Source organism: Curtobacterium sp. SP.BCp (assembly GCF_051903255.1).
GTDB lineage: Bacteria > Actinomycetota > Actinomycetes > Actinomycetales > Microbacteriaceae > Curtobacterium.
Map to the genome: position 1 here is coordinate 3468383 of NZ_CP194338.1, position 18661 is coordinate 3487043.

The 18661-nt window shown below is 69.4% G+C and carries 18 protein-coding genes; all 18 read right to left on the reverse strand.

Translation table 11 applies throughout. The annotated features are described in order from the left end of the window. Positions 1-86 precede the first annotated feature (86 nt). Positions 87-557, reverse strand: coding sequence for a 30S ribosomal protein S7 (gene rpsG, locus ACRQ4C_RS16620; protein WP_022903294.1), 471 nt, complete (start codon positions 555-557; stop codon positions 87-89). Between the two features lie 4 nt (positions 558-561). After that, positions 562-930 carry a 30S ribosomal protein S12 gene (gene rpsL, locus ACRQ4C_RS16625; RefSeq protein ID WP_017885540.1) on the reverse strand — a complete coding sequence of 123 codons (369 nt, stop codon included), beginning with the start codon at positions 928-930 and terminating at the stop codon, positions 562-564. Between the two features lie 544 nt (positions 931-1474). Continuing rightward, the gene (locus ACRQ4C_RS16630) at positions 1475-2584 is read right to left on the reverse strand and encodes a hypothetical protein (protein ID WP_439689452.1); all 1110 of its coding nucleotides are present in this window, start codon (positions 2582-2584) and stop codon (positions 1475-1477) included. Positions 2585-2653: 69 nt separating this feature from the next. Next, the gene (locus tag ACRQ4C_RS16635; protein ID WP_290133568.1) at positions 2654-3181 is read right to left on the reverse strand and encodes a DUF6121 family protein; all 528 of its coding nucleotides are present in this window, start codon (positions 3179-3181) and stop codon (positions 2654-2656) included. Between the two features lie 73 nt (positions 3182-3254). Continuing rightward, positions 3255-3854 carry a CBU_0592 family membrane protein gene (locus tag ACRQ4C_RS16640; RefSeq protein ID WP_439689453.1) on the reverse strand — a complete coding sequence of 200 codons (600 nt, stop codon included), beginning with the start codon at positions 3852-3854 and terminating at the stop codon, positions 3255-3257. Positions 3855-4026: 172 nt separating this feature from the next. Next, complete coding sequence (locus ACRQ4C_RS16645) at positions 4027-4818, reverse strand: hypothetical protein (protein WP_439689454.1); 792 nt, start codon at positions 4816-4818, stop codon at positions 4027-4029. Position 4819: 1 nt separating this feature from the next. Then, positions 4820-5416: a hypothetical protein gene (locus ACRQ4C_RS16650; protein WP_439689455.1), complete on the reverse strand. Its 597-nt coding sequence runs from the start codon at positions 5414-5416 to the stop codon at positions 4820-4822. A gap of 203 nt (positions 5417-5619) precedes the next feature. Beyond that, positions 5620-6672, reverse strand: a complete 1053-nt coding sequence (gene pilM / locus ACRQ4C_RS16655; RefSeq protein ID WP_439689456.1) for a type IV pilus assembly protein PilM — start codon at positions 6670-6672, stop codon at positions 5620-5622. Between the two features lie 23 nt (positions 6673-6695). Further along, positions 6696-7532, reverse strand: a complete 837-nt coding sequence (locus ACRQ4C_RS16660; protein ID WP_439689457.1) for a prepilin peptidase — start codon at positions 7530-7532, stop codon at positions 6696-6698. Continuing rightward, positions 7529-9400, reverse strand: coding sequence for a hypothetical protein (locus ACRQ4C_RS16665; protein WP_439689458.1), 1872 nt, complete (start codon positions 9398-9400; stop codon positions 7529-7531). Before ACRQ4C_RS16665 ends, ACRQ4C_RS16660 begins: the two co-directional genes overlap by 4 nt. Then, positions 9400-10098, reverse strand: coding sequence for a PulJ/GspJ family protein (locus ACRQ4C_RS16670; RefSeq protein ID WP_439689459.1), 699 nt, complete (start codon positions 10096-10098; stop codon positions 9400-9402). The genes ACRQ4C_RS16665 and ACRQ4C_RS16670 overlap by 1 nt, the downstream gene beginning before the upstream one ends. Next, positions 10095-11543 carry a prepilin-type N-terminal cleavage/methylation domain-containing protein gene (locus tag ACRQ4C_RS16675; RefSeq protein ID WP_439689460.1) on the reverse strand — a complete coding sequence of 483 codons (1449 nt, stop codon included), beginning with the start codon at positions 11541-11543 and terminating at the stop codon, positions 10095-10097. Before ACRQ4C_RS16675 ends, ACRQ4C_RS16670 begins: the two co-directional genes overlap by 4 nt. A gap of 96 nt (positions 11544-11639) precedes the next feature. Continuing rightward, complete coding sequence (locus ACRQ4C_RS16680; RefSeq protein ID WP_439689461.1) at positions 11640-12110, reverse strand: type II secretion system protein; 471 nt, start codon at positions 12108-12110, stop codon at positions 11640-11642. Between the two features lie 17 nt (positions 12111-12127). Continuing rightward, positions 12128-12583 carry a type II secretion system protein gene (locus ACRQ4C_RS16685; protein WP_439689462.1) on the reverse strand — a complete coding sequence of 152 codons (456 nt, stop codon included), beginning with the start codon at positions 12581-12583 and terminating at the stop codon, positions 12128-12130. 179 nt (positions 12584-12762) lie between these two features. Beyond that, a complete protein-coding gene (locus tag ACRQ4C_RS16690; RefSeq protein WP_439689463.1) occupies positions 12763-13992 on the reverse strand; it encodes a type II secretion system F family protein in 1230 nt (409 codons plus the stop codon). Continuing rightward, positions 13992-15704, reverse strand: a complete 1713-nt coding sequence (locus ACRQ4C_RS16695) for a type IV pilus twitching motility protein PilT (RefSeq protein ID WP_439689464.1) — start codon at positions 15702-15704, stop codon at positions 13992-13994. The genes ACRQ4C_RS16690 and ACRQ4C_RS16695 overlap by 1 nt, the downstream gene beginning before the upstream one ends. A 19-nt stretch (positions 15705-15723) precedes the next feature. Continuing rightward, positions 15724-17394 carry a GspE/PulE family protein gene (locus ACRQ4C_RS16700; protein ID WP_290133557.1) on the reverse strand — a complete coding sequence of 557 codons (1671 nt, stop codon included), beginning with the start codon at positions 17392-17394 and terminating at the stop codon, positions 15724-15726. Positions 17395-17575: 181 nt separating this feature from the next. Further along, entirely contained in the window at positions 17576-18598 is a 1023-nt protein-coding gene (locus ACRQ4C_RS16705) for a GNAT family N-acetyltransferase (protein ID WP_439689465.1), read from the reverse strand. Between the last annotated feature and the right edge of the window lie 63 nt (positions 18599-18661).

The window sequence follows — 18661 nt, forward strand, 5'->3', positions numbered from 1 at the left end:
TCCTCCGGAAGAGTTGTAGGAGAGATGGGCGTCCGTTCCGGGGCGCCGGGGTTCTTGACCGCCGACGCCCCGGAACGGTGCCGGGACTACCAGCGGTAGTGGGCGAAGGCCTTGTTCGACTCGGCCATCTTGTGCGTGTCCTCACGGCGCTTGACCGCGGCACCGAGACCGTTCGACGCGTCGAGGATCTCGTTCATGAGACGCTCGGTCATCGTCTTCTCGCGACGGGCCTTGGCGTAGGAGGTCAGCCAGCGGAGCGCGAGGGTGTTCGCGCGGTGCGGCTTGACCTCGACCGGGACCTGGTAGGTCGAGCCACCGACGCGGCGGCTGCGGACCTCGAGGGTCGGACGGACGTTGTCGAGCGCCTTCTTGAGCGTCGCGACGGCGTCCTGCTGGTTCTTGGCGGAAACGCCCTCGAGTGCACCGTAGACGATGCGCTCGGCGAGGCCCTTCTTGCCGTCCAGCAGGATCTTGTTCACGAGCTGCGAGACGATCGGCGCGCCGTAGACCGGGTCTGCGACGACGGGACGCTTGGGAGCGGGACCCTTACGAGGCATTGACTCAACCCTTCTTCGCGCCGTAGCGGCTACGCGCCTGCTTACGGTTCTTCACGGCCTGCGTGTCGAGCGCACCGCGGATGATCTTGTAGCGGACACCGGGCAGGTCCTTCACACGACCGCCACGGACGAGCACCATCGAGTGCTCCTGGAGGTTGTGGCCCTCACCGGGGATGTAGGCCGTGACCTCGGTGCCGTTCGAGAGCTTGACACGAGCGACCTTGCGCAGTGCCGAGTTCGGCTTCTTGGGGGTGGTGGTGTAGACGCGGGTGCACACACCACGCTGCTGGGGGTTCGCCTTCAGGGCGGGCGCCTTGGTCTTGGTGACCTTCGGCGTACGACCCTTGCGAACCAGCTGCTGGATAGTAGGCAACTGTTCTCCTGGTTCTTCGCTCGTGCTCTCCGGCCGGCGCGGACCGCCGGCTTCCTCGTCCCACACCGAGGACCGCCTGTCGGCGGATGGTTCGGTGGGGGACGGAGTGGCCCGGATGCGGCCGTCGGCCGTCCGGACTTTCGGGCGCGCCCGAGGGCGCACACCCGGTAGAGCCTACCCGCGGCACCACGCGAAATCAATCCGGGCGCGTCGCCCTGGAGGCCCGTGGGGACCGCCCTGCGCGAACGTCGGTCCGGTGGGTCCTCCCGCGGGCGGCGGGGCCGCGTCCGAGGTGGGCTGCCCGGTCGGGGCGCCCCGCATCACGTCCGGAGCGGGCTGCCCGGCCAGGGCGCGACCCGCACCGCGTCCGGATCGGGCTGCCCGGCCAACCGCGCGACCCGCACCGCGTCCGACGTTGGCTGCCCGGTCAGGGCGACCCGCACCGCGTCCGACGTTGGCTGCCCGGTCAGGGCGACCCGCACCGCGTCCGACGTGGGCTGCCCGGTCGGGGGGCGACCCGTGCCTCCAGGCCGGACGCCGCGTGTCAGGAACCCGACTCGGACGACGACGGGGCGACCGCGGAACGGAAGGTCGCCCCGTCACCGTCGAACCCCGTGATGTACCCGCTCGCATTGACGTTCATGGGGCCGGCTGAAGCCGTGCCGACGCCACCCGGACCGGAGATGTCCGCGGTGAAGGTCGCGCGACCGTAGGTGGTCGTCGTGACGAGCCAGCCACCGGACGACCACTCGCCGACCGAGACGACCGGGCGGGTGCCGAGCGTCCAGCGCTCGTTGGTGTACGTGTAGGACGGGTCTTCGCCGTAGGCGTAGAAGCTGCACCCGGACGGCGCCGGGTCGTGCGACGCGATGCACCCGTCGACCCAGGCGTCCACTGCCTTCGTCGCCGCGCTCCTGCCCACCGATGTGAGGGTGGCCGTCATCGCAACGGGGCTCGACGCGGTGCCGCCGAACCCGCTGACCGTGGCGGTCTCGCTGCCGGACTCGACCCACTTGCCGCCCCTGATCGCGACGTCGTAGCTGCCGGGGAGGGCGGTGAGCGTCGCCGTGCCGTCCTTCGACGTCGTGACGGACCTGCCCGCGACCTCGAGCGGGGTGCGGGCCGGGCCGCGGACCGACACGTCGACGGCGCCGAGCCGGGGCGGCTGCAGCTGCCAGACCGGGAACACACCCCAGTCGGTGCCGGTCCGGCTCAGCTCGAACGTCGCCGGGACGTCCTGTCCGCCCTGGCGGAGTGCGGTCGTGACGGCAGCGCTGTCACCGCTCGTCCGGACCGCGGTGACGCGGTAGCCGGTGATCGTCCGCTTCGCCTTCGCGTAGGCGGCGTCGGTCAGCAGGGCGTCCCCCTTCTCACGCTCGATGCCGGCGGAGTCGAGCGCGGCCTCGGCCTTGCCGGCCAGGAGGTCGTCGAGGAAGGCACGGACCGGCCGGTCGGCCGCGTGCGTGCTCATGCCGTTCGCGTAGCCGATGCCGCCGCCCACCACGAGGAGGACGAGCGCAGCCGCGCCCGCGAGGATCCCGATGAGCGCACCGCGCCGCAGGCGCCGACGGGAACGTGCGGGATCCGGGACCCGGGTGCCGCGGATGGAGTCGACGGGCGGGACCGCTCCCCAGCCGTGGTCGTGGTCGGTCATCGTGCCCCCGGTCGCCGTGCGTGGTCGTCGCACGGCGCGGCTCGCGGTGTCGCGTCGTGCGGGGCGATCCTACCGCGGACCGCCGTCACTCCCCCGGGCGTCGGGGGCCGGTGCGGACGTGCGGCCAGGGCCTCCCGGGACCGGGCCGGGGCCGCTGCCGGAGCCTTCCGGGGCCGCCCCCGCCGCTCGCGCCTGGTGTCGGACGACGGCGATCCCCCCGACGACGCAGACCAGGGCGACCACGACGGTCCCGACCACGAAGGGCCCGAGCGCGGAGCCCGCCGGGAAGACGAGGAGCTCCGTGGCGTCGCCCCGGAGCAGTGCGTACCCGACGGCTCCGACACCGAGCATCACCAGGTACGAGGTCGCTGCGGCGACCAGGCCCGTGACGCCGGGGTTGCCCTCACGGGCTCCGGCGGCGGTCGCGAGGAACACCACGATCGCGACCGAGACCACCATCGCGGGGCCGAGGTACGGGGTCGCGTCGGGCTGGGTGATCGGTTCGACGTCGGCGAGGAGCGCCTCGAAGCCGGACACCGCGACGACGAGCGCGATGAAGAGCACGGACGTCATCGTCGCGATCAGCCACCGGGACATGGAGCGATCGTATCGCCGGGGTCGTTCGCGCGGGCGGGTCCCGCGGGGTTCGGCTCGGTTCGGGTGTCAGCTGTCAGGCCAGTTCGGGCTGCTCGGGCACGTGGTCCTGCTGCTGGCGCTCGTGGTCCTGCTGCTCCCGCTGTGCTGCCGCGACCAGGGCGAGGGCGATCGTCGCGGTGATCACCGGGACGGTCTCGGTCATGGGGGCCGGGGCCGTCGGTGCCTCGCCCGCGGTGTGGACGCGGGCCTCCTCGTACGCCTCGGTGTGGACGTGCGATCCGGTGTCCGGCTCGGTCGTGTCGCCGTGGTCGGTCGTGTCGTCGTGGTCGCGGAGGGCCGGGCCGACGACCGGCAGGACCGCTGTCGTGGTCGGGGGCTCGACGAGGATCGGACCCGTCGTCGCCGCCACCGGCTCGCCGCGCCTGGCCGCCCGTCGCGTGCGCAGCATCTTCATCAGGACCACCACGGCGACGATCGCCCAGATGCCGTTGACGATGAGCGACGGGATCGCGTGGTGCGCTCCGACGTTGACGGCGATCGCGAGGCCCCCGACGAGGTTGAGCAGCTGGTAGACCGGGCCGTTCGGCAGCTTGCCGGTCGAGAAGAGGATGTAACCAGCCAGTACGGTTACGGCTCCGAACCAGCCGAGGAACTCCACGATTCCGTTCAACACGCGCGACTCCGGGCACGACGAGGAACAGCCCACGAGCGGGGCCGTTCGAGAGGGGATGAGCAGCCACGAGCGCGGCGTCGGGAGCATCGTACGCAGACGAGGACCTCCGACGGAAGAGGGTGTGGCGCGGCGCGTCACACCCCAGTCTGCGGGGGTCTCGGGGAGGGGTCCGTCAGCCGTTCGTCGGGGCGGTCGGCGCGGTGGCCGAGGTCTCGCTCGACGCGCCCGACGACGCGGTCTCGGAGGCGGTCGACGAACTGCTGGCACCACTCGCGGCGTGCACCACGTAGACGTACCCCGAGAGCGACCAGGCCTGGCTCGGCCCCTTCCCCTCTCCGGCAGTCTGCGACAGTGTGTCGACGAGGAACAAGCGATCGCTGTGCTGCATCCGCTTGGTGAAGTCGAGAGCCTGCACCCAACTCGCGGCATCGACCGCGATGCTCACGGGGATCAGGTCGAAGGTGCTCGACGTGATCTGGTCGTTCCGGTACGGCTGGGGTGCGGCCGGTGTCGAGGCCGCGGATGGGGTAGCGGCGGGGGCCGGAGTCGACGAAGAGGAAGCCGACGAGGACGGCACCGCGGACGCCGCTCCGTTGCTCGCGGCGGGCTCACCCGCGGGTGCGTACGCCTGCACGGTGCCGAACGTCAGCGACGTCAGCGTGACGCCGGCGCCCGTGGCGGCGGCGTCCACCTGGCGTGTGAAGCCTGCGGTGTCGGCGGTTGCGGGAACGGACTTCCGGAGTGCGGCGAGCTCCGCTTTCGAACGGCCCAGTTCCCGGAACTCGGCCTCGAGTTTCCGCAGGACGCCACGATTGCTGGCGTTCGTGGCTTCGATCGTGGTGCGTTGCGCGTCCGCAGCAGAGGCGGAGGCGAGTTGTGGCTGCACGCCGACGAACCAACCGCCGGCGATCAGGACAACGGCAGCGAGCGCCGCCCCGATGAGCGAGAGCTTGTACTTGTCCACGTCACTCCCCCTTCTTGGGAACGTACGTCTCGTCGAAGGCCTTCGAGTCGAGATCGAGGGTGATCTGCCCCGAGTAGGCCCCACTGTCGCCTGCACTCGCGATCGTGGCGATCCGCGCGCCTGCGTAGCCCTGTACGGTCGTCAGCCGGTCGGAGAGGTCGGGCACCGACGGCACGGCGGCGCTGCTGATCGTGATGTCCAGCGTCGCGACGCGACTCGATGCGAGCGGTTCGGTCGACTGCGCGAAGCCCTTCACGGGATCCATCGAGGTGATCGTGAGGCCCGTGACCGTCGTCCCGGCTGGCAGCGCGCTGGCGAGCGAGCCGAGGACACCGCTCCAGTCGATCTGAGCGGAGCCTCCGACGGCCTGGGCGGCTTTCAGGAGCTCGGTGTCCCGTTGGACGGCCCGGACATCGTTGAAGCGCAGCTGCTCCTGGAGGACCGATGCGCCGTTCGACTGGGAACGAGCGAGGTCGGATCGAGCTCGGACGCCTTCCGTCGTCGCAGCTCCGACCCCGAGGAGGACCACAGCTCCCACCACGACGACGGCGAGCCACGCACGCCGTGCGACTGCAGCTGCACGCTGCTCGGTGTGCACTTCAGACGGGAGGAGGTCGACTCGGGGCTCTCCCCCGACGGTCTGGACCGGGCCGCGGGCGGAGCGCTTCGGTGGACGCTCCTGAGCCGCACGCTCGGCGCTGTCTCGGTCCGGGGAGAGACCGTTGCCGCGTCTCCGATCCGCCCGCAATCGCACTCCGCGCGCCCGTCGACGGTCGTCGACGACGTTCACCTCGAGGTCGCTCATGCTGCTCGGCTCCCCACCGCGAGACCGTACGCGACCGACACCGATTCACCGTGCGCCGCGAGGTCGTCCGGGTTGATGGATCGCGAGAGGGTTGCCCCCGCGAAGACGTCACCGTGCTCGACCGGCAGTCGCGTGGCCTGCGCCAGCGCATCGCCGAACCCGTGCATCCGTGATCCGCCACCGGTCAGGACGATGCGACGCACCGGCTGGTCGGGCCGTGTGTTCGCGAAGTAGTTGATCGTGTTCCGCAGACTCGAGAGGAGTTCCTCCACCGCCTCCCTCGTCGCAGCGATCGCGCGGGCGTCGTCGGGCGTCTTGGCGCCCGGCCCGACTCCGAACCACTGCTTGACGGCTTCGGCTTCGTCCAGCGGGATGTCGAGCCGCCCGCTCAGCGCACGGGTGATGTCGTTCCCGCCGGTGGGGATGATCCGGACGAAGTGCGGGGCGCCCTCGGTGAGGATCACGACGCTCGTGGTGTCAGCACCGAGCCCGATGAGGGCGACTGTGCCCGGCGTGCGGCGCCGCGTGACGAGTGTCCGGCTCAGTGCGAACGGAATGAGGTCGACACCCACCGGCCGCAGCCCGGCCAACTGCACGGCGCGGACGTTCGCCAGGACGGCGTCCTTGACCGCGGCGATGAGCAGGCCGGACACGACCGGCCCGTTGTCCCCCACACTCTCGGATGTCGGGTAGAAGTCGAGGATGGCGTCGCCGACGGGGACCGGCAGCATGTCTTGCACCTGGAAGGGGAGGGTCTCGCGCATCTGGGCCCACGGCACGCGCGGAACAGTGAGGTCACGGGCGAGCACACGCTGGTTGCCCATGCCGAGCACGACTCGGCGCGTGCGGAAGCGTCCCGTCCGCCAGAGCTGCCGGAGCGACTGGGCCACCGTGTTCGGCTCGAGGACCTCGCCTCGACTGATCGCCCCCTCGGGTGCGGCGACCTCAGCGACGCGCAGGACCGACGGCTGCGGCTTGTCCGCGTCCGCGACCTCGACAGCACGGATGGACGTACCGGTGAGGTCGAGACCGACGATGCTCTTCGTCATGTTGTCTGCTTTCGATGGAGGGATCAGGCGAGGCCGAGGACTGTGACGTACGCCGTCCAGACGGACGTGCCGAAGAACACACCGATCCACGCTCCGGCGAGCATGGCGGGACCGAACGGCACCCCGCCGCGCCACCGAGCCCGGCCGGTGAGGAGGAGGACGACCGCGAAGATACCGCCGACCAAGAAGGCACCGAAAGCGCCCACTGCGAGGGGTCCCCATCCGAGGTACGCGAGGACGAAGCCGAGGACCACCGCGAGTTTCACGTCGCCCAGCCCCATGCCGCCGGGCACCGCGACCGCGAGGACGAGGTAGAACAGCCCGAGGCCGGCAGCTCCGAGGACCCCGCGCCACAAGGCGCCCCAGTCACCCCCGAGAGCCGAGGCGATGACCAGGAGCACCACGAGGACGACCGCGGACGGGTAGGTGATCGCGTTCGGCAGACGATGGACGTCGAGGTCGATCAACGTCAGGGCGACGCTGATCGACATGAGGTACAGCAAGGCGATCGCGACGGTCAGGTGAGCTGTGGTGCTTCCGTCGGTCACTGCTGCGGCCTTGAGGACGCGCCAGGCGACCAACGCGAACAGGACACCTGTAACCGCCTCGACCGCTGGGTACCTGGCCGGGATGCGGACCCCACAGTCCCGGCAGCGCGCGCGCAGGACCAGCCATGAGAGGACGGGGACGTTGTCGCGCCCGCGGATCGGGTGCCGGCACTCCGGGCAAGCGCTCGCCGGCCGGACGACGGAGAGCCCGGCCGGTACGCGGTACACGACCACGTTGAGGAACGAACCGATGATCAGGCCGAACACTGCTGTGACGGACACGACGAGGCCGATCGGAAGAGCGTCGCTCATCGGCAGACTCCCGTCGCGGTCTTCGCGCACAGGCCGTTCGCGAGGTAGGCAGGTTGGACCTCCACCTGCGTCGTCACCCCGTACGAGGTCGACACCGGTTGCAGGAACTTCGGCGGCGCGGTCGTGAGGAAACGACTGTCGTAGACGTAGTTCTTGGCGAAGCCCGTCGCGATCGTCCCGCCTCCGGTTGCCACGATTCCGCGCCAGTTCTGTGCGATCGAACCCTTGACGGTCAGGACACCGAGGGGCTGGCCGAGGTCGTAGTTCTGGTTCCAGAACGTTCCGGCGTTGCTCGCGACACCGGCATCGACCTCGAAGTTCTCCCCGCCCGACCGCCGGAGCAGCGCCGGGTTGGTGCAGGACGTGCCGGAGAAGCTCGAGCACTTGGCCGGGTTCCAGACCTCGACCGCGTCCTGCCCGACGAGACCGAGGATGTCTTGGTTCGCGTTGACGTAGGTGACGTTGCCGGTGAGCCAGACCGTTCCGGCAGCGGCGATCGTCATGGCGCCGGAGAACCGACCGGACACGAAGACGTCGCCGTCGGTGCAGCCGTACGTGTCAGACGTGGACCCCGTCCGCCAGTACGTGTTCCAGCCGGACGTGTACGAGCCTCCGTTGATCCACTCGCCGGACGCCGGATAGCCCATCCCGTTGCTGTAGGTCGTGCTGGCAGAGGTCGACGCCGAGCTCCCGCTCACGGTGACCTTCGTGTTGCAGTAGGTGTTCGTGTAGCCGCTCGGGTACGACGTCCCCCAGTAGTTCACGTTCGTCGGACTGTTCGTCTGAGGGACGTCCTGCACGAACACGAGGTTGGACGGCAGGGTGGGGATCGTGGCTCCGGCCGCGCTCTGCAGGGCGCTGATCGACCCGCACAGCGAGGCAGCCTTCGCGGTGTCCGACGCGACGCTCGCCCCCGACGCGACGACCGTGTACTGGGTCGCCCGCGACCACGGGGACTTGACGGTCATCGTGCCGTCGCCGTTGAACGTGATCGTGGTGGGACCGGTGTAGAGACACCCGGGGCGGGGGACAGTGGTCGGCAGGTCGGCGCGGGCCTCCTGCGACATGTTCGAGTTCAGAGCGGGCAGACCGAGGTAGGCCGCCGCTGCCGGTGTCCCACCGTTGTAGGTCGACGACGCGCAACCACTCGGCCTCGTCACCGTCCCGTCGTGGTCCTCGACCGTCCCGTTGAAGGTCGCGCCGCACGAGGTGAACGTGTCGTTCGTCCGGATCGGACCGTTGAGCACGTCACGAGCGGCGAACTGCACGTACCCGCAGGTGTTCGAGACACCGGTCTGCCACTGGTAGTTCGACGTGCACGTCGAACCGGTGATCGACGGCTGCGCAGACTCGTAGTTCGTGAAGTACAGGTAGTTGATGAACCCGTCGCCCTTGAGGTTCGCCACGAGCGAGCGCGTCGTCGATCCGCTCTTGCCGGTGACCCGGACGCGCAGGATGCCCTGCGCCGCGTACAACGAGTTGTCGACCTCGTAACGGAACCACTGGTCGCCGGTCTTCGGCACGCCGACCCAGCCGACGAAGGCTGGATTGGTGGTGCCGTTCGGCCCCAGTCCTTGGAAGATGGCCCTCGCAGTGCTGCTGAACTGTGCGTTCGCGGTCGTGCCGTAGACCGCGTACCCGTTGTCGTTCGAGATCTTCGACTGGTAGTCAGCGAGTCCCGCGTAGGCAGCAGCCGCAGCGTTCTGGTAGTCGCGGTCGTTCGACGACTTCACGGCACCGGATGTCGAGAGCACCAGCAGGCCCGCGACGATGAGCATCATGACAGTGCCGAAGATGATGACGTTCGCGAGCACGACGCCGCGGTCGTCGTCGTTCGCCCGCCGGAGCACCGACTGGATCGATCGCATCACGGTGTCGCTCCCGCGTTCGAGGTCGTGGCGTAGCCCACGTTGAAGAGGTAGAGGGTGTTCTGGAGCGTCGTGTTCCCCGGCCGGCCCGCCGCGAGCGACCCCGCCTCGATGTTCACGCGGATCGCTCGGACCGACGCAGGGGTGCTCGCCGGAGTCGGAAGGACGACGCCGGAGCCGTCCAGGTACTCGAATAGCGGGCGGTTGTCGATCGTCGGGGACGCGATCGGACCGCCGAGGGTGATGGTGCGGGTCGGCGCGGCCGTGAGCGCCGGGAACGTGTAGTACCCGTTCTGGTCCGCGATGCCGTCCCACTGCTTCTCGAGCAGGAGGCCAGTGGTCGAGTCCCGGACGAACTCGACCTGGATCGGTTGCTGTGAGGTGGAACCCGACAGGTTGACGTACGCGTAGAACGCCACGTCGGTCGGCGTCGCACGCTGGATCGCGGTCTGGAACGTCCCGTCCGGCAACGGCAGGACCGTGGCTGCGTGGACGTACTGCGTCACGGCGTTCATGATGTTCGAGGCCTGCCGCATGCCCGTTTCGCTGACCTGGTCGGTGTTGGTCGCCTTGACGGTCGCTGCGAAGAATCCCCCGACCGCCACGATGATGATCGTCGCGACGCTCATCGCCACGAGGAGCTCCACGAGCGTGATGCCGCGGTCATCGCGGGACCGGTCCAGGATCTGCCGGATCACTTCGTCTGTCCTCTCGGGTCCACGACGACGGTGTAGCCGCCGAGCACCCCGCCACTCGAGGTCCCCGGCGTCACGTTCTTCACCGAGGCACCGTTCAGGACGTTGAGGACGGTGCCCGTGATGCTCGAGTAGAACGACACGTTCCACGTCCCGAACGGGAGCGCGAGCGTCTGTGAACCGGACGAGCTGGTCGGGAACCTCAGCGTGTACCCGGCCGTGCAGCCGGGGTCACCGGCGCCGGCTGTCGTGGCCGTGGTCGCGACGACGTAGGTGCTGCTGCTCATCCCACCGACCTGGACCACGCCGGTCATCACCGGGACCGGGGACACCGAGGCTGGCTGCCCTGGCGAGGTCCCGACCTGCGCAGGTGCGATGCCGACCTGGTTCTGTGCGTTCGGCGTGCTCCAGGCTCCCGGGTTCGGGCTGAGACAGCTCGTCGCTCCGGGAGCGGAGTTGTACGTACCCGCGAACACCGCGTAGTTCCCGAACGGGAAGACGCTGACGGCGGTCTTCGTCGCGGAGGTGACCGTCGGGGTCGTGCCCCACGGCGTGATGACGTCCTGTCCACCGCCTGTCGAGGACAAGGTGGTCGGCATGCTCTGGGGCAGGGTCGCGCTGTACGTCGAGGCGTACTGGAGCGTCATCATCGACGCCTGGTCGTACACGAACGGCACGTAGGCGCTCGCTCCGGCGACCACCGTCACCGGCGTCTTCTTCGCAGGCTGCTTCTGGTCCGTGTCGATGCCATCGGTCTCGGTGGCGGTGACCGTGTAGTCACCCTGCTGCACGTCGACGGCGATGGCGCACCCCTGTGCGTTCGTCGCGTCCGGCTGCACGGTGAGCGGACCACCGGTGCTGCCGGCGACGGGGGTGATCGTGATCGCCACCCCGGCGTTGCCCGTGCCGGATGCGGTCTTCACCGAGATCGTGATCGAGCCGTTGCCGGGCGACGTCACCGCACTCGACGGCGCGATGGCCGAGGTCATCGTCGTGGAGTAGGTCTGGTTGCGACTCTTCCACGAGACCGTCTCGACGACGCTCTTGTAGGCGAGGTACCCGCCGGATGCGGAGCCACAGGCGTTCGTGGCTCCGGTGCTGTCGACCCAGTTGACGTCGCGGGAGATGGTGTAGGTGACGCCACCGATCGTCTTCGTCGGCACGGCGTCGCCCGGGTTCGCGGGCAAGCTCGTGACCTGCTGGATGCCCGCCGCCGTCGCACTGGCCGTCTGACGCAGACCGTCGATGTCCTGCGAAGCGAGCGCGACCGCCGTCGTGCGGCTCCGGCTGTTCTGGCTCAGCGTGAGTGCGTTGACGATGCCGTAGGCGATGCCGATCGACATGATCGCGAACACCATCATGGCGACCATGACCTCGACGACCGAGAAACCCGCTTCGCGGTCCGCAGGTTCAGCGGGACTGAACACCGAGGCGATGCGTCGGATCATGGTCACCTCCGGGTCGGGGTCGTTGCGTGTCGTGCTGGATGTGCGGGCGGGCAGGACATCCGAAGGTCCGGATGCCCTGCCCGGTCTCGACTCAGGTCAGGACGTCACGGCCGTGCACTGCGACGGCCTCGTACCCGTGACACCGCCAGATTCAGTGGCGTAGTAGGCGCTTCCAGCAGCGCTCCAGCCGGCGACACAGAAGGTCGTCGCGCTGATGTACTGGTAGTAGAGCGTCTTCGTGTTGCTTGACAGGGTCATGCCCGCAGCTGCCCAGTCCGGGTCGCTACCGGCCGCGGGCAGCGCGGTCCAGCTCGTGCTCGTGGTGGGGAGAGCACCCTTGTTCGTCTGGACGCTGACGACCGCGGTCTTGAGGTTCGAGACGTCGGACTGGGTGGCCGAGTTCTTGGCGTTGTTCTGCACGCCGAGGTACACGGGGATGGCGATCGCGGCGAGGATGCCGATGATGATCACGACGACGAGGAGCTCGATCAGGGTGAAGCCCCGGTCGTCTTGGTTGCGGAGGCGGTTGCGACGCTCCTCGAGCGGCGCGAGGGCGGTGAAGGTCATGGTCTTGTCTCTCGAGATCAGGAGGGGGTGCACTGGTTGCTCGTCACACCGGACGTGGAGGTCGCGTAGAAGGTGGATCCGCCGCTGCTGACGCCGATGATGCAGAAGTCACCGTTGGTGCCGACCGGGCCGTAGTTGAGCGAGGTGGTGTTCGAGCTGATGGTGGCGCCAGCGTTGGCGAAGCCGGTCGGGAAGGTGCCGCTCGGGGCCACGGCGGACGTGAACTTCGCCGGGAGCGAGCCACCGCTGGTCTGCAGACTCACGACAGCGGTCTTGAGGTTCGTGACGTCGGACTGCGTCGCGGAGTTCTTCGCGTTGTTCTGCACGCCCAGGTACACCGGGATGGCGATCGCCGCGAGGATGCCGATGATGATGACGACCACCAGGAGCTCGATCAGGGTGAAGCCCTTTTCGTTCTCAGCAGCGATCGCATTGCGGCGAGCATTCAGCTTGCCCATGAGACGGAAGTACATTTTTGTCGTTCCTTCGGAATGGTTCAGGAGGATGGGTGGGCTGCGCTCGCGCCGCCGAGTGAAGCGTATTCCGGGCGCATTCCCGGCCGTCATCCCGAGAACGGGGGTGTTCCGAACGCAAAACGCCCCCAGTCCGGGGGCGAATTGCGCGCAGGTGCCCCCTGCAATGGGGCTGCCGATCAGGAGTGCTGGATCGCGCTCGTGATGTCGAAGATCGGCAGGTAGAGCGCGACGATCATGCCGCCGACGACGACGCCGAGGAACGCGATGAGCAGCGGCTCGATCAGCGAGGTCAACGCCTCGGTGGTCGCTTCGACCTCGTCGTCGTAGAAGACCGCGATCTTCTCGAGCATGGTCTCCATCGAGCCGGAGTCCTCACCGACCGCCACCATCTGCGAAACCATTTGCGGGAAAACGTTCTCGCGCTGCAGCGGCGCATTGATCGACTCACCTTTCCGAACTGATTCGGAAACCCGCTCGAGCGCTTTCTGCACGACGAAGTTGTTCGACACCTGGCCGACGATCTGCAATGCCTGCAGGATGGGTACGCCGGCACCGATCATGTTCGAGAAGTTGCGCGCGAACCGCGCGATGACGATCTTCCGGTTGAGTTGTCCGAAGATCGGCATCCTCAGCTTGATCGGGTCGAGGAACGCCCGCACGCGGTCCGTGTTCTTGTTCACCCGGTACCAGAGCCACACGGCGACCGACACCACGGCGAGCGCCGGCGCGATCCACACCATCGCGTGCGAGAGCACGACGAGCGCCTGGGTCGGCCAGGGGAGCGCGCTCCCGAGCCCGGCGAACATCTTCGAGAAGATCGGCACGATGAAGACCAGCATCACGACGACGCTCACGAGCGACATGACGAGCACGACGACCGGGTAGGTCATCGCAGACTTGATCGTCGACCGGAGCTTGTGCTCCTTCTCGAAGTTCGTCGCGATCGAATCCATCGCCTTGTCCAGGAAGCCACCCGCCTCCCCGGCTCGGATCATGTTGATCATGATCGGCGGGAAGTCCACGGGGTACTTCGCGACCGCGTCCGACAACGAGACGCCCTGTTCGACCTCGTCGCGGACCTTCGCGAGGATCTCCTTGAGCTTCTTGCTCTCGGTCTGGTCCGCGAGGATCGTCAGCGCCTTGAGCAGCGACAGGCCGGAGGTGAGCATCGTCGAGGCCTGCCGCGACATGATCGCGAGGTCCTTGAGCTTGACCCCCTTCTCGAAGCCGGGGATCTTGATCTCCGCCTGGAGCCCCGTACCAGCGCGAGCCTCGTTGATGGCGATCGGCGCGATGCCCATCGATCGGAGGCGCGAGGTCGCCGCGTTCTCGGACGCGGCGTCGAGCCGCCCCTTCACGAGCTTGCCGCTGCCGTCGCGGCCGCGGTAGTCGAAGGCGAGCGACATCAGTGGCCTCCCGAGTACTTGTCGCCGAAGTCGATCTCGGACGCGGCGATCGCGGCGGCGGAGGAGTCGGAGGGCGACTCGACGCGCTGCACGAGCCGGTCGAAGCCGTCGTGGTCGTGGACCTTCTCCATCGCGGCACGGCGGGTGATGGTGCCGACGTTGACGAGCTCGGCGAGGTCCTGGTCCATGGTGTGCATGCCGGCGTCGCGGCCGGCCTGCATCGCCGAGGTGATCTGGTAGGTCTTGCCCTCGCGGATGAGGTTCCCGATCGCGGGGGTGGTCTTCATGATCTCGGTGGCGACGACGCGGCCGGCACCGTTCGCCTTCGGCACGAGGGTCTGGCAGACGACCCCTTCGAGCGTCGATGCGAGCTGCGTCCGGATCTGCCCCTGCTGGTGCGGCGGGAAGACGTCGATGACGCGGTCGATGGTGCCGGGTGCGCTCTGCGTGTGGAGGGTCGCGAACACGAGGTGGCCGGTCTCGGCGGCGGTGAGCGCGACGGAGATGGTCTCGAGGTCGCGGAGCTCGCCGATGAGGATGACGTCGGGGTCCTGCCGCAGCACGTGCTTGAGCGCGGCGGCGAACGAGTGCGTGTCGGCCCCGACCTCACGCTGGTTGATGATCGCCTTCTTGTGGTCGTGCATGAACTCGATCGGGTCCTCGACCGTGACGATGTGGTCGGCACGGGTCTCGTTGACGAGGTCGATGAGCGCGGCGAGGGTGGTCGACTTGCCGGAGCCGGTGGGTCCGGTGACGAGGACGAGCCCGCGCGGCAGCTTCGCGAACTCACCGACGTGCTCGGGGATGCCGAGCTGCTTGAGGGTCTTGATCTTCGTCGGGATGATGCGGAACGCGGCGCCCCAGTTGCCACGCTGCTGGTAGAAGTTCACGCGGAACCGGAAGTCGGGCGAGAGGGAGTACGCGAAGTCGAGTTCCTGCTCGTGGTCGAACTGGCCGGCCTGTTCGACGGACAGCATCGTCTTGAGCGCTGCGATGACCTTGTTGCGCGACCACGGGCCTCCCGGCACGGCGGGGCGGAGCGACCCGTCGACGCGCACCGTCGGTGGTGCGTCGGCGGTGACGTGCAGGTCGGACGCCCCCTGGTAGACGACCTGCGCGAGCGCGGTGATCAGGTCGGGGTCCGCGACCTCGCGCGCGTGGCGGGTGAAGTTGATGACCTCGCTCCCGGCGGACGCGGCTCCGGCCTGGAGGCCCGTGGGGACTCCGCCGGGCACGACCGGCAGTTGCCGGGTCGCCTCTTCGGCGTACCCGTAGGACGCGGTCGACGGCGGGACGGCTGCGGGGGGCGTCGCGGGCGCAGCCTGCGGCTGCGCGACGGGCACGGCGACGGGGTCACCCGACGGGGCGGGCCACACGGCGGCCGTCCCCGCGGCGGCGTCGACGGGCGTGTCCCAGGCCGGAGCCGGGGTCGTGGCGGTGCCGAGGGGCGCGTCCCACGCAGGGGTCGGCGTCGGCGCGACGGGCGCGGGCCAGGCGGCGTCGTCGGCGAGGTCGTACACCGGCGACGCGGCGGGCGGCGGCACGACCGCTCCGGCGACGTCCGGGGAGGTCGGGTGGGATGCGGCGGCAGCCGCCGCGGCGGCCAGGCGGGCTGCTCGGCGTCCTCCGCCGACCTCGTTGCCGGGGGCACCGGGGTGCCAGCCGTGGACGGGGCCGTCGGCGGGGGTGATGTCGTACACGGAGTCGGTCATCGGTGTGCTCCCGGGCCTTCTACGCGACCACGCGCAGGATCTCGTCGACGCTCGTCATGCCGAGCTTGACCTTCTCCCACCCGTCCTGGCGGAGGGTGAGCATGCCCTGCTCCTGGGCGACGCGGCTGATCTCGGCGCTCGAGGCCCGAGCGACGGCGAGGCGCTCGATCTCCTCGGTCACGGTCATGACCTCGTGGAGGGCGATGCGCCCGCGGTACCCGGTGTTGGAGCAGACCGAGCAGCCGACCGGACCGAAGAACTCGGGGACCTGGTCGACGTCGGACGGCAGGAACCCGAGCGCCTGCAACTGGGCCGGGGCGTACTGGGCCGGGGCCTTGCAGCGGTCGCAGAGCCGGCGCGCGAGACGCTGCGCGACCACCGAGTCGAGCGCCGACCCGACGAGGAACGGCTCGATGTCCATCTCGGTGAGCCGGGTCACCGCGGACGGGGCGTCGTTCGTGTGCAGCGTGGAGAGCACCAGGTGGCCGGTGAGGGACGCTTCGATGGCGATCTGCGCGGTCTCGTGGTCACGGATCTCGCCGAGCAGGACGACGTCGGGGTCGGAGCGGAGGATCGACCGCAGCGCGGACGCGAACGTCAGCCCGGCCTTCGGGTTGACCTGCACCTGGTTGATGCCGGCCATCCGGTACTCGACCGGGTCCTCGACGGTGATGACGTTGATCTCGGGCTTCGCCACGGCGTTGAGCGTCGTGTACAGCGTGGTCGACTTGCCGGAGCCGGTGGGTCCGGTGACGAGGATCATGCCGTAGGGCTTCGAGTAGGAGCGCTGGTACGCCTGGAAGTTCTGCTCGAGGAGGTTGAGGTCCTTGAGGGACATCGACGTGTTCGTGTTGTCGAGGATCCGCATGACGACCTTCTCGCCCCACACGGTCGGCAGCGTCGCGACGCGGAGGTCGATCTGCCGACCGCCGTGGCGGACCGACATGCGACCGTCCTGCGGCTTCCGACGCTCGGCGATGTCGATGTCGCTCATGATCTTCAGACGGCTGATGACGCCGTTCTGGATGTTCTTGGGTGCCGGGGCCATCTCGTGCAGGACCCCGTCGATGCGGTAGCGGACACGGACCTCGTGCTCGCCGGGCTCGATGTGGATGTCGGACGCGTGGTCCTGGATCGCCTGCGAGACGAGGAGGTTCACGAACCGGACGATCGGCACGTCGTCGAGCGAACCGTCGGTCAGGTCGGCCTGCTGCTGGGTGTGCTGCGAGGCTTCTTCCTCGAGGGACGACGTGAGGTCGTTCAGCTCGTCGTCGGCGCGCAGGTAGCGGTCGAGCGCCGCGGCGAGGTCGCGCTCCTCGACCTGGAGCGGCTTGACGCTCCGGCCGGACGCGGTGCGTGCGTCGTCGATCGCGAGGACGTTCGTCGGGTTCACCATCGCGAGGACGAGCACGTCGCCCTCGAACCCGATGCCGAGCACGCCGTGGCGCCGGCAGAGCGCGGCCGGGAGCATCGACACCGCGGTGCCGTCGACCGGGTAGTCGGTCAGCGGCACCGTGCGGGAGTTGCTCGATGCGGCACGGGCGGTGATGTACTGTGCCTCGCTCACGATGCCCTGGTCGACGAGCGCTCGGATGGACCGGTCGTCGACGTCTTCGTCGCCGGTCATCGAGTCGAGGTGCTCGATCGGCAGGGCGCCGTTGAGGATGAGGATCTCGGACAGCGTGGCCATGGGCTCCGAGCCTCCTTCGGTTCGCGCGCGGATCGGGGGTGGCGCCGTGCGGGGAACGACGCTCGACCACGCTACGGTCGCGCCGGAGGGCCGCCGCAGTCCCAGAAAGAGGGGGCGGACGGGCATCGGGTGCCCCCAGTGCGAGGGTGCCGTCCAGCGGACACGACCCGGACGACCCGCGTCAGAGGGACACCGACGACGTGACGTGCACCGCACCCGCGACGAAGCCGAGGCGCTGGTAGATCCGGCCTGCTCCGCTCGGGTTCTCCGCGTCGACGTCCAGCACCGCGGCCGCGAGTCCGTCGGCTCGGATCGCGTCGAGGGCGGCGCCCAGCACGAGCGGCGCCAGGCCCCGGCCGCGCGCGGCTCGGACGACGCCGACCCAGTGCACGTACCCGAAGCCGCGGCCGCGGGCCTCGAACGCGGACGGCTCGACCTCGACGATCGCGAACGCGAGCACGGCGCCGGTGTCGTCGACGACCACCCGGGACAGGTCGAGCCGGCTCTTGGCCGAGGTGAGGAACCCGCGCCAGTCCGACGCGACCATCGGCTGGGAGCCCCAGTGGTCGCGGAAGGCATCGTTCTTGGCCGCCCGCAGCGGCTCGATGTCGTCCTCCGTCGCGGGCCTGACCACGAGCCCGTCGGGCGGCACCGGGAGCGCTTCGCGGGGACCGTCGTCGAACACGAGCTCCATGTCGAGCCAGGTCCGCACGGGCGCGAACCCGGACCGTGCCGCCAGCCGCAGGACCGAGGAGCCCTCCGGCCCGCCCACGTCGAGCGTCGCCGGCAGGTCGACGTCGAGCTGCGCCAGTCGCTGCCGTGCCCGACCGACCTGCCACGCGAGGACCCTCCTGCCGACGCCGCGACCACGGACCTCGGGGTGGACCGCACCCTCGAGCACCGCCCGGGCCGCGGTGACCCGGGACGGGATGTCGATGACGATTCCGTACGCCTGCACATGCCCCTCAGCATCGACGCCCACGAGGGTGTCCCGCGCGACGTCGAGGCCCTCCGTGGACAACGTCCGCTCGATGTCCGCTGTGGAGGGACGGCTGCGCGGGTCGTCCGCCGCCGCTGCGGCGACGGCCACCGCGAGCATCCCGGCGGTGTCGTCCGCGGTCGCCGGCCGGAACGTCAGTCCCCCGGTCCGCACCGGTGGCTCGAGGCGGGCCGGTGCCGTGATCCGTTCGCGCAGTGTCGCCATGTCCCCAGCCTGCCAGCACACCACGAAACGCTCGACGCGCCCGACCCCGTCGGGCCATGATGA

Excerpts from the sequence above, each read along its gene's own strand:
- ACRQ4C_RS16695 (WP_439689464.1), bottom strand. The coding sequence starts at position 15,704 with ATGACCGACTCCGTGTACGACATCACCCCCGCCGACGGCCCCGTCCAC.
- ACRQ4C_RS16665 (WP_439689458.1), bottom strand. The coding sequence starts at position 9,400 with ATGCGATCGATCCAGTCGGTGCTCCGGCGGGCGAACGACGACGACCGC.
- ACRQ4C_RS16685 (WP_439689462.1), bottom strand. The coding sequence starts at position 12,583 with ATGTACTTCCGTCTCATGGGCAAGCTGAATGCTCGCCGCAATGCGATC.
- rpsG (WP_022903294.1), bottom strand. The coding sequence starts at position 557 with ATGCCTCGTAAGGGTCCCGCTCCCAAGCGTCCCGTCGTCGCAGACCCG.
- ACRQ4C_RS16630 (WP_439689452.1), bottom strand. The coding sequence starts at position 2,584 with ATGACCGACCACGACCACGGCTGGGGAGCGGTCCCGCCCGTCGACTCC.
- ACRQ4C_RS16690 (WP_439689463.1), bottom strand. The coding sequence starts at position 13,992 with ATGTCGCTCGCCTTCGACTACCGCGGCCGCGACGGCAGCGGCAAGCTC.
- ACRQ4C_RS16635 (WP_290133568.1), bottom strand. The coding sequence starts at position 3,181 with ATGTCCCGGTGGCTGATCGCGACGATGACGTCCGTGCTCTTCATCGCG.
- ACRQ4C_RS16705 (WP_439689465.1), bottom strand. The coding sequence starts at position 18,598 with ATGGCGACACTGCGCGAACGGATCACGGCACCGGCCCGCCTCGAGCCA.
- ACRQ4C_RS16675 (WP_439689460.1), bottom strand. The coding sequence starts at position 11,543 with ATGATCCGACGCATCGCCTCGGTGTTCAGTCCCGCTGAACCTGCGGAC.
- ACRQ4C_RS16700 (WP_290133557.1), bottom strand. The coding sequence starts at position 17,394 with ATGGCCACGCTGTCCGAGATCCTCATCCTCAACGGCGCCCTGCCGATC.
- ACRQ4C_RS16680 (WP_439689461.1), bottom strand. The coding sequence starts at position 12,110 with ATGACCTTCACCGCCCTCGCGCCGCTCGAGGAGCGTCGCAACCGCCTC.
- ACRQ4C_RS16660 (WP_439689457.1), bottom strand. The coding sequence starts at position 7,532 with ATGAGCGACGCTCTTCCGATCGGCCTCGTCGTGTCCGTCACAGCAGTG.
- pilM (WP_439689456.1), bottom strand. The coding sequence starts at position 6,672 with ATGACGAAGAGCATCGTCGGTCTCGACCTCACCGGTACGTCCATCCGT.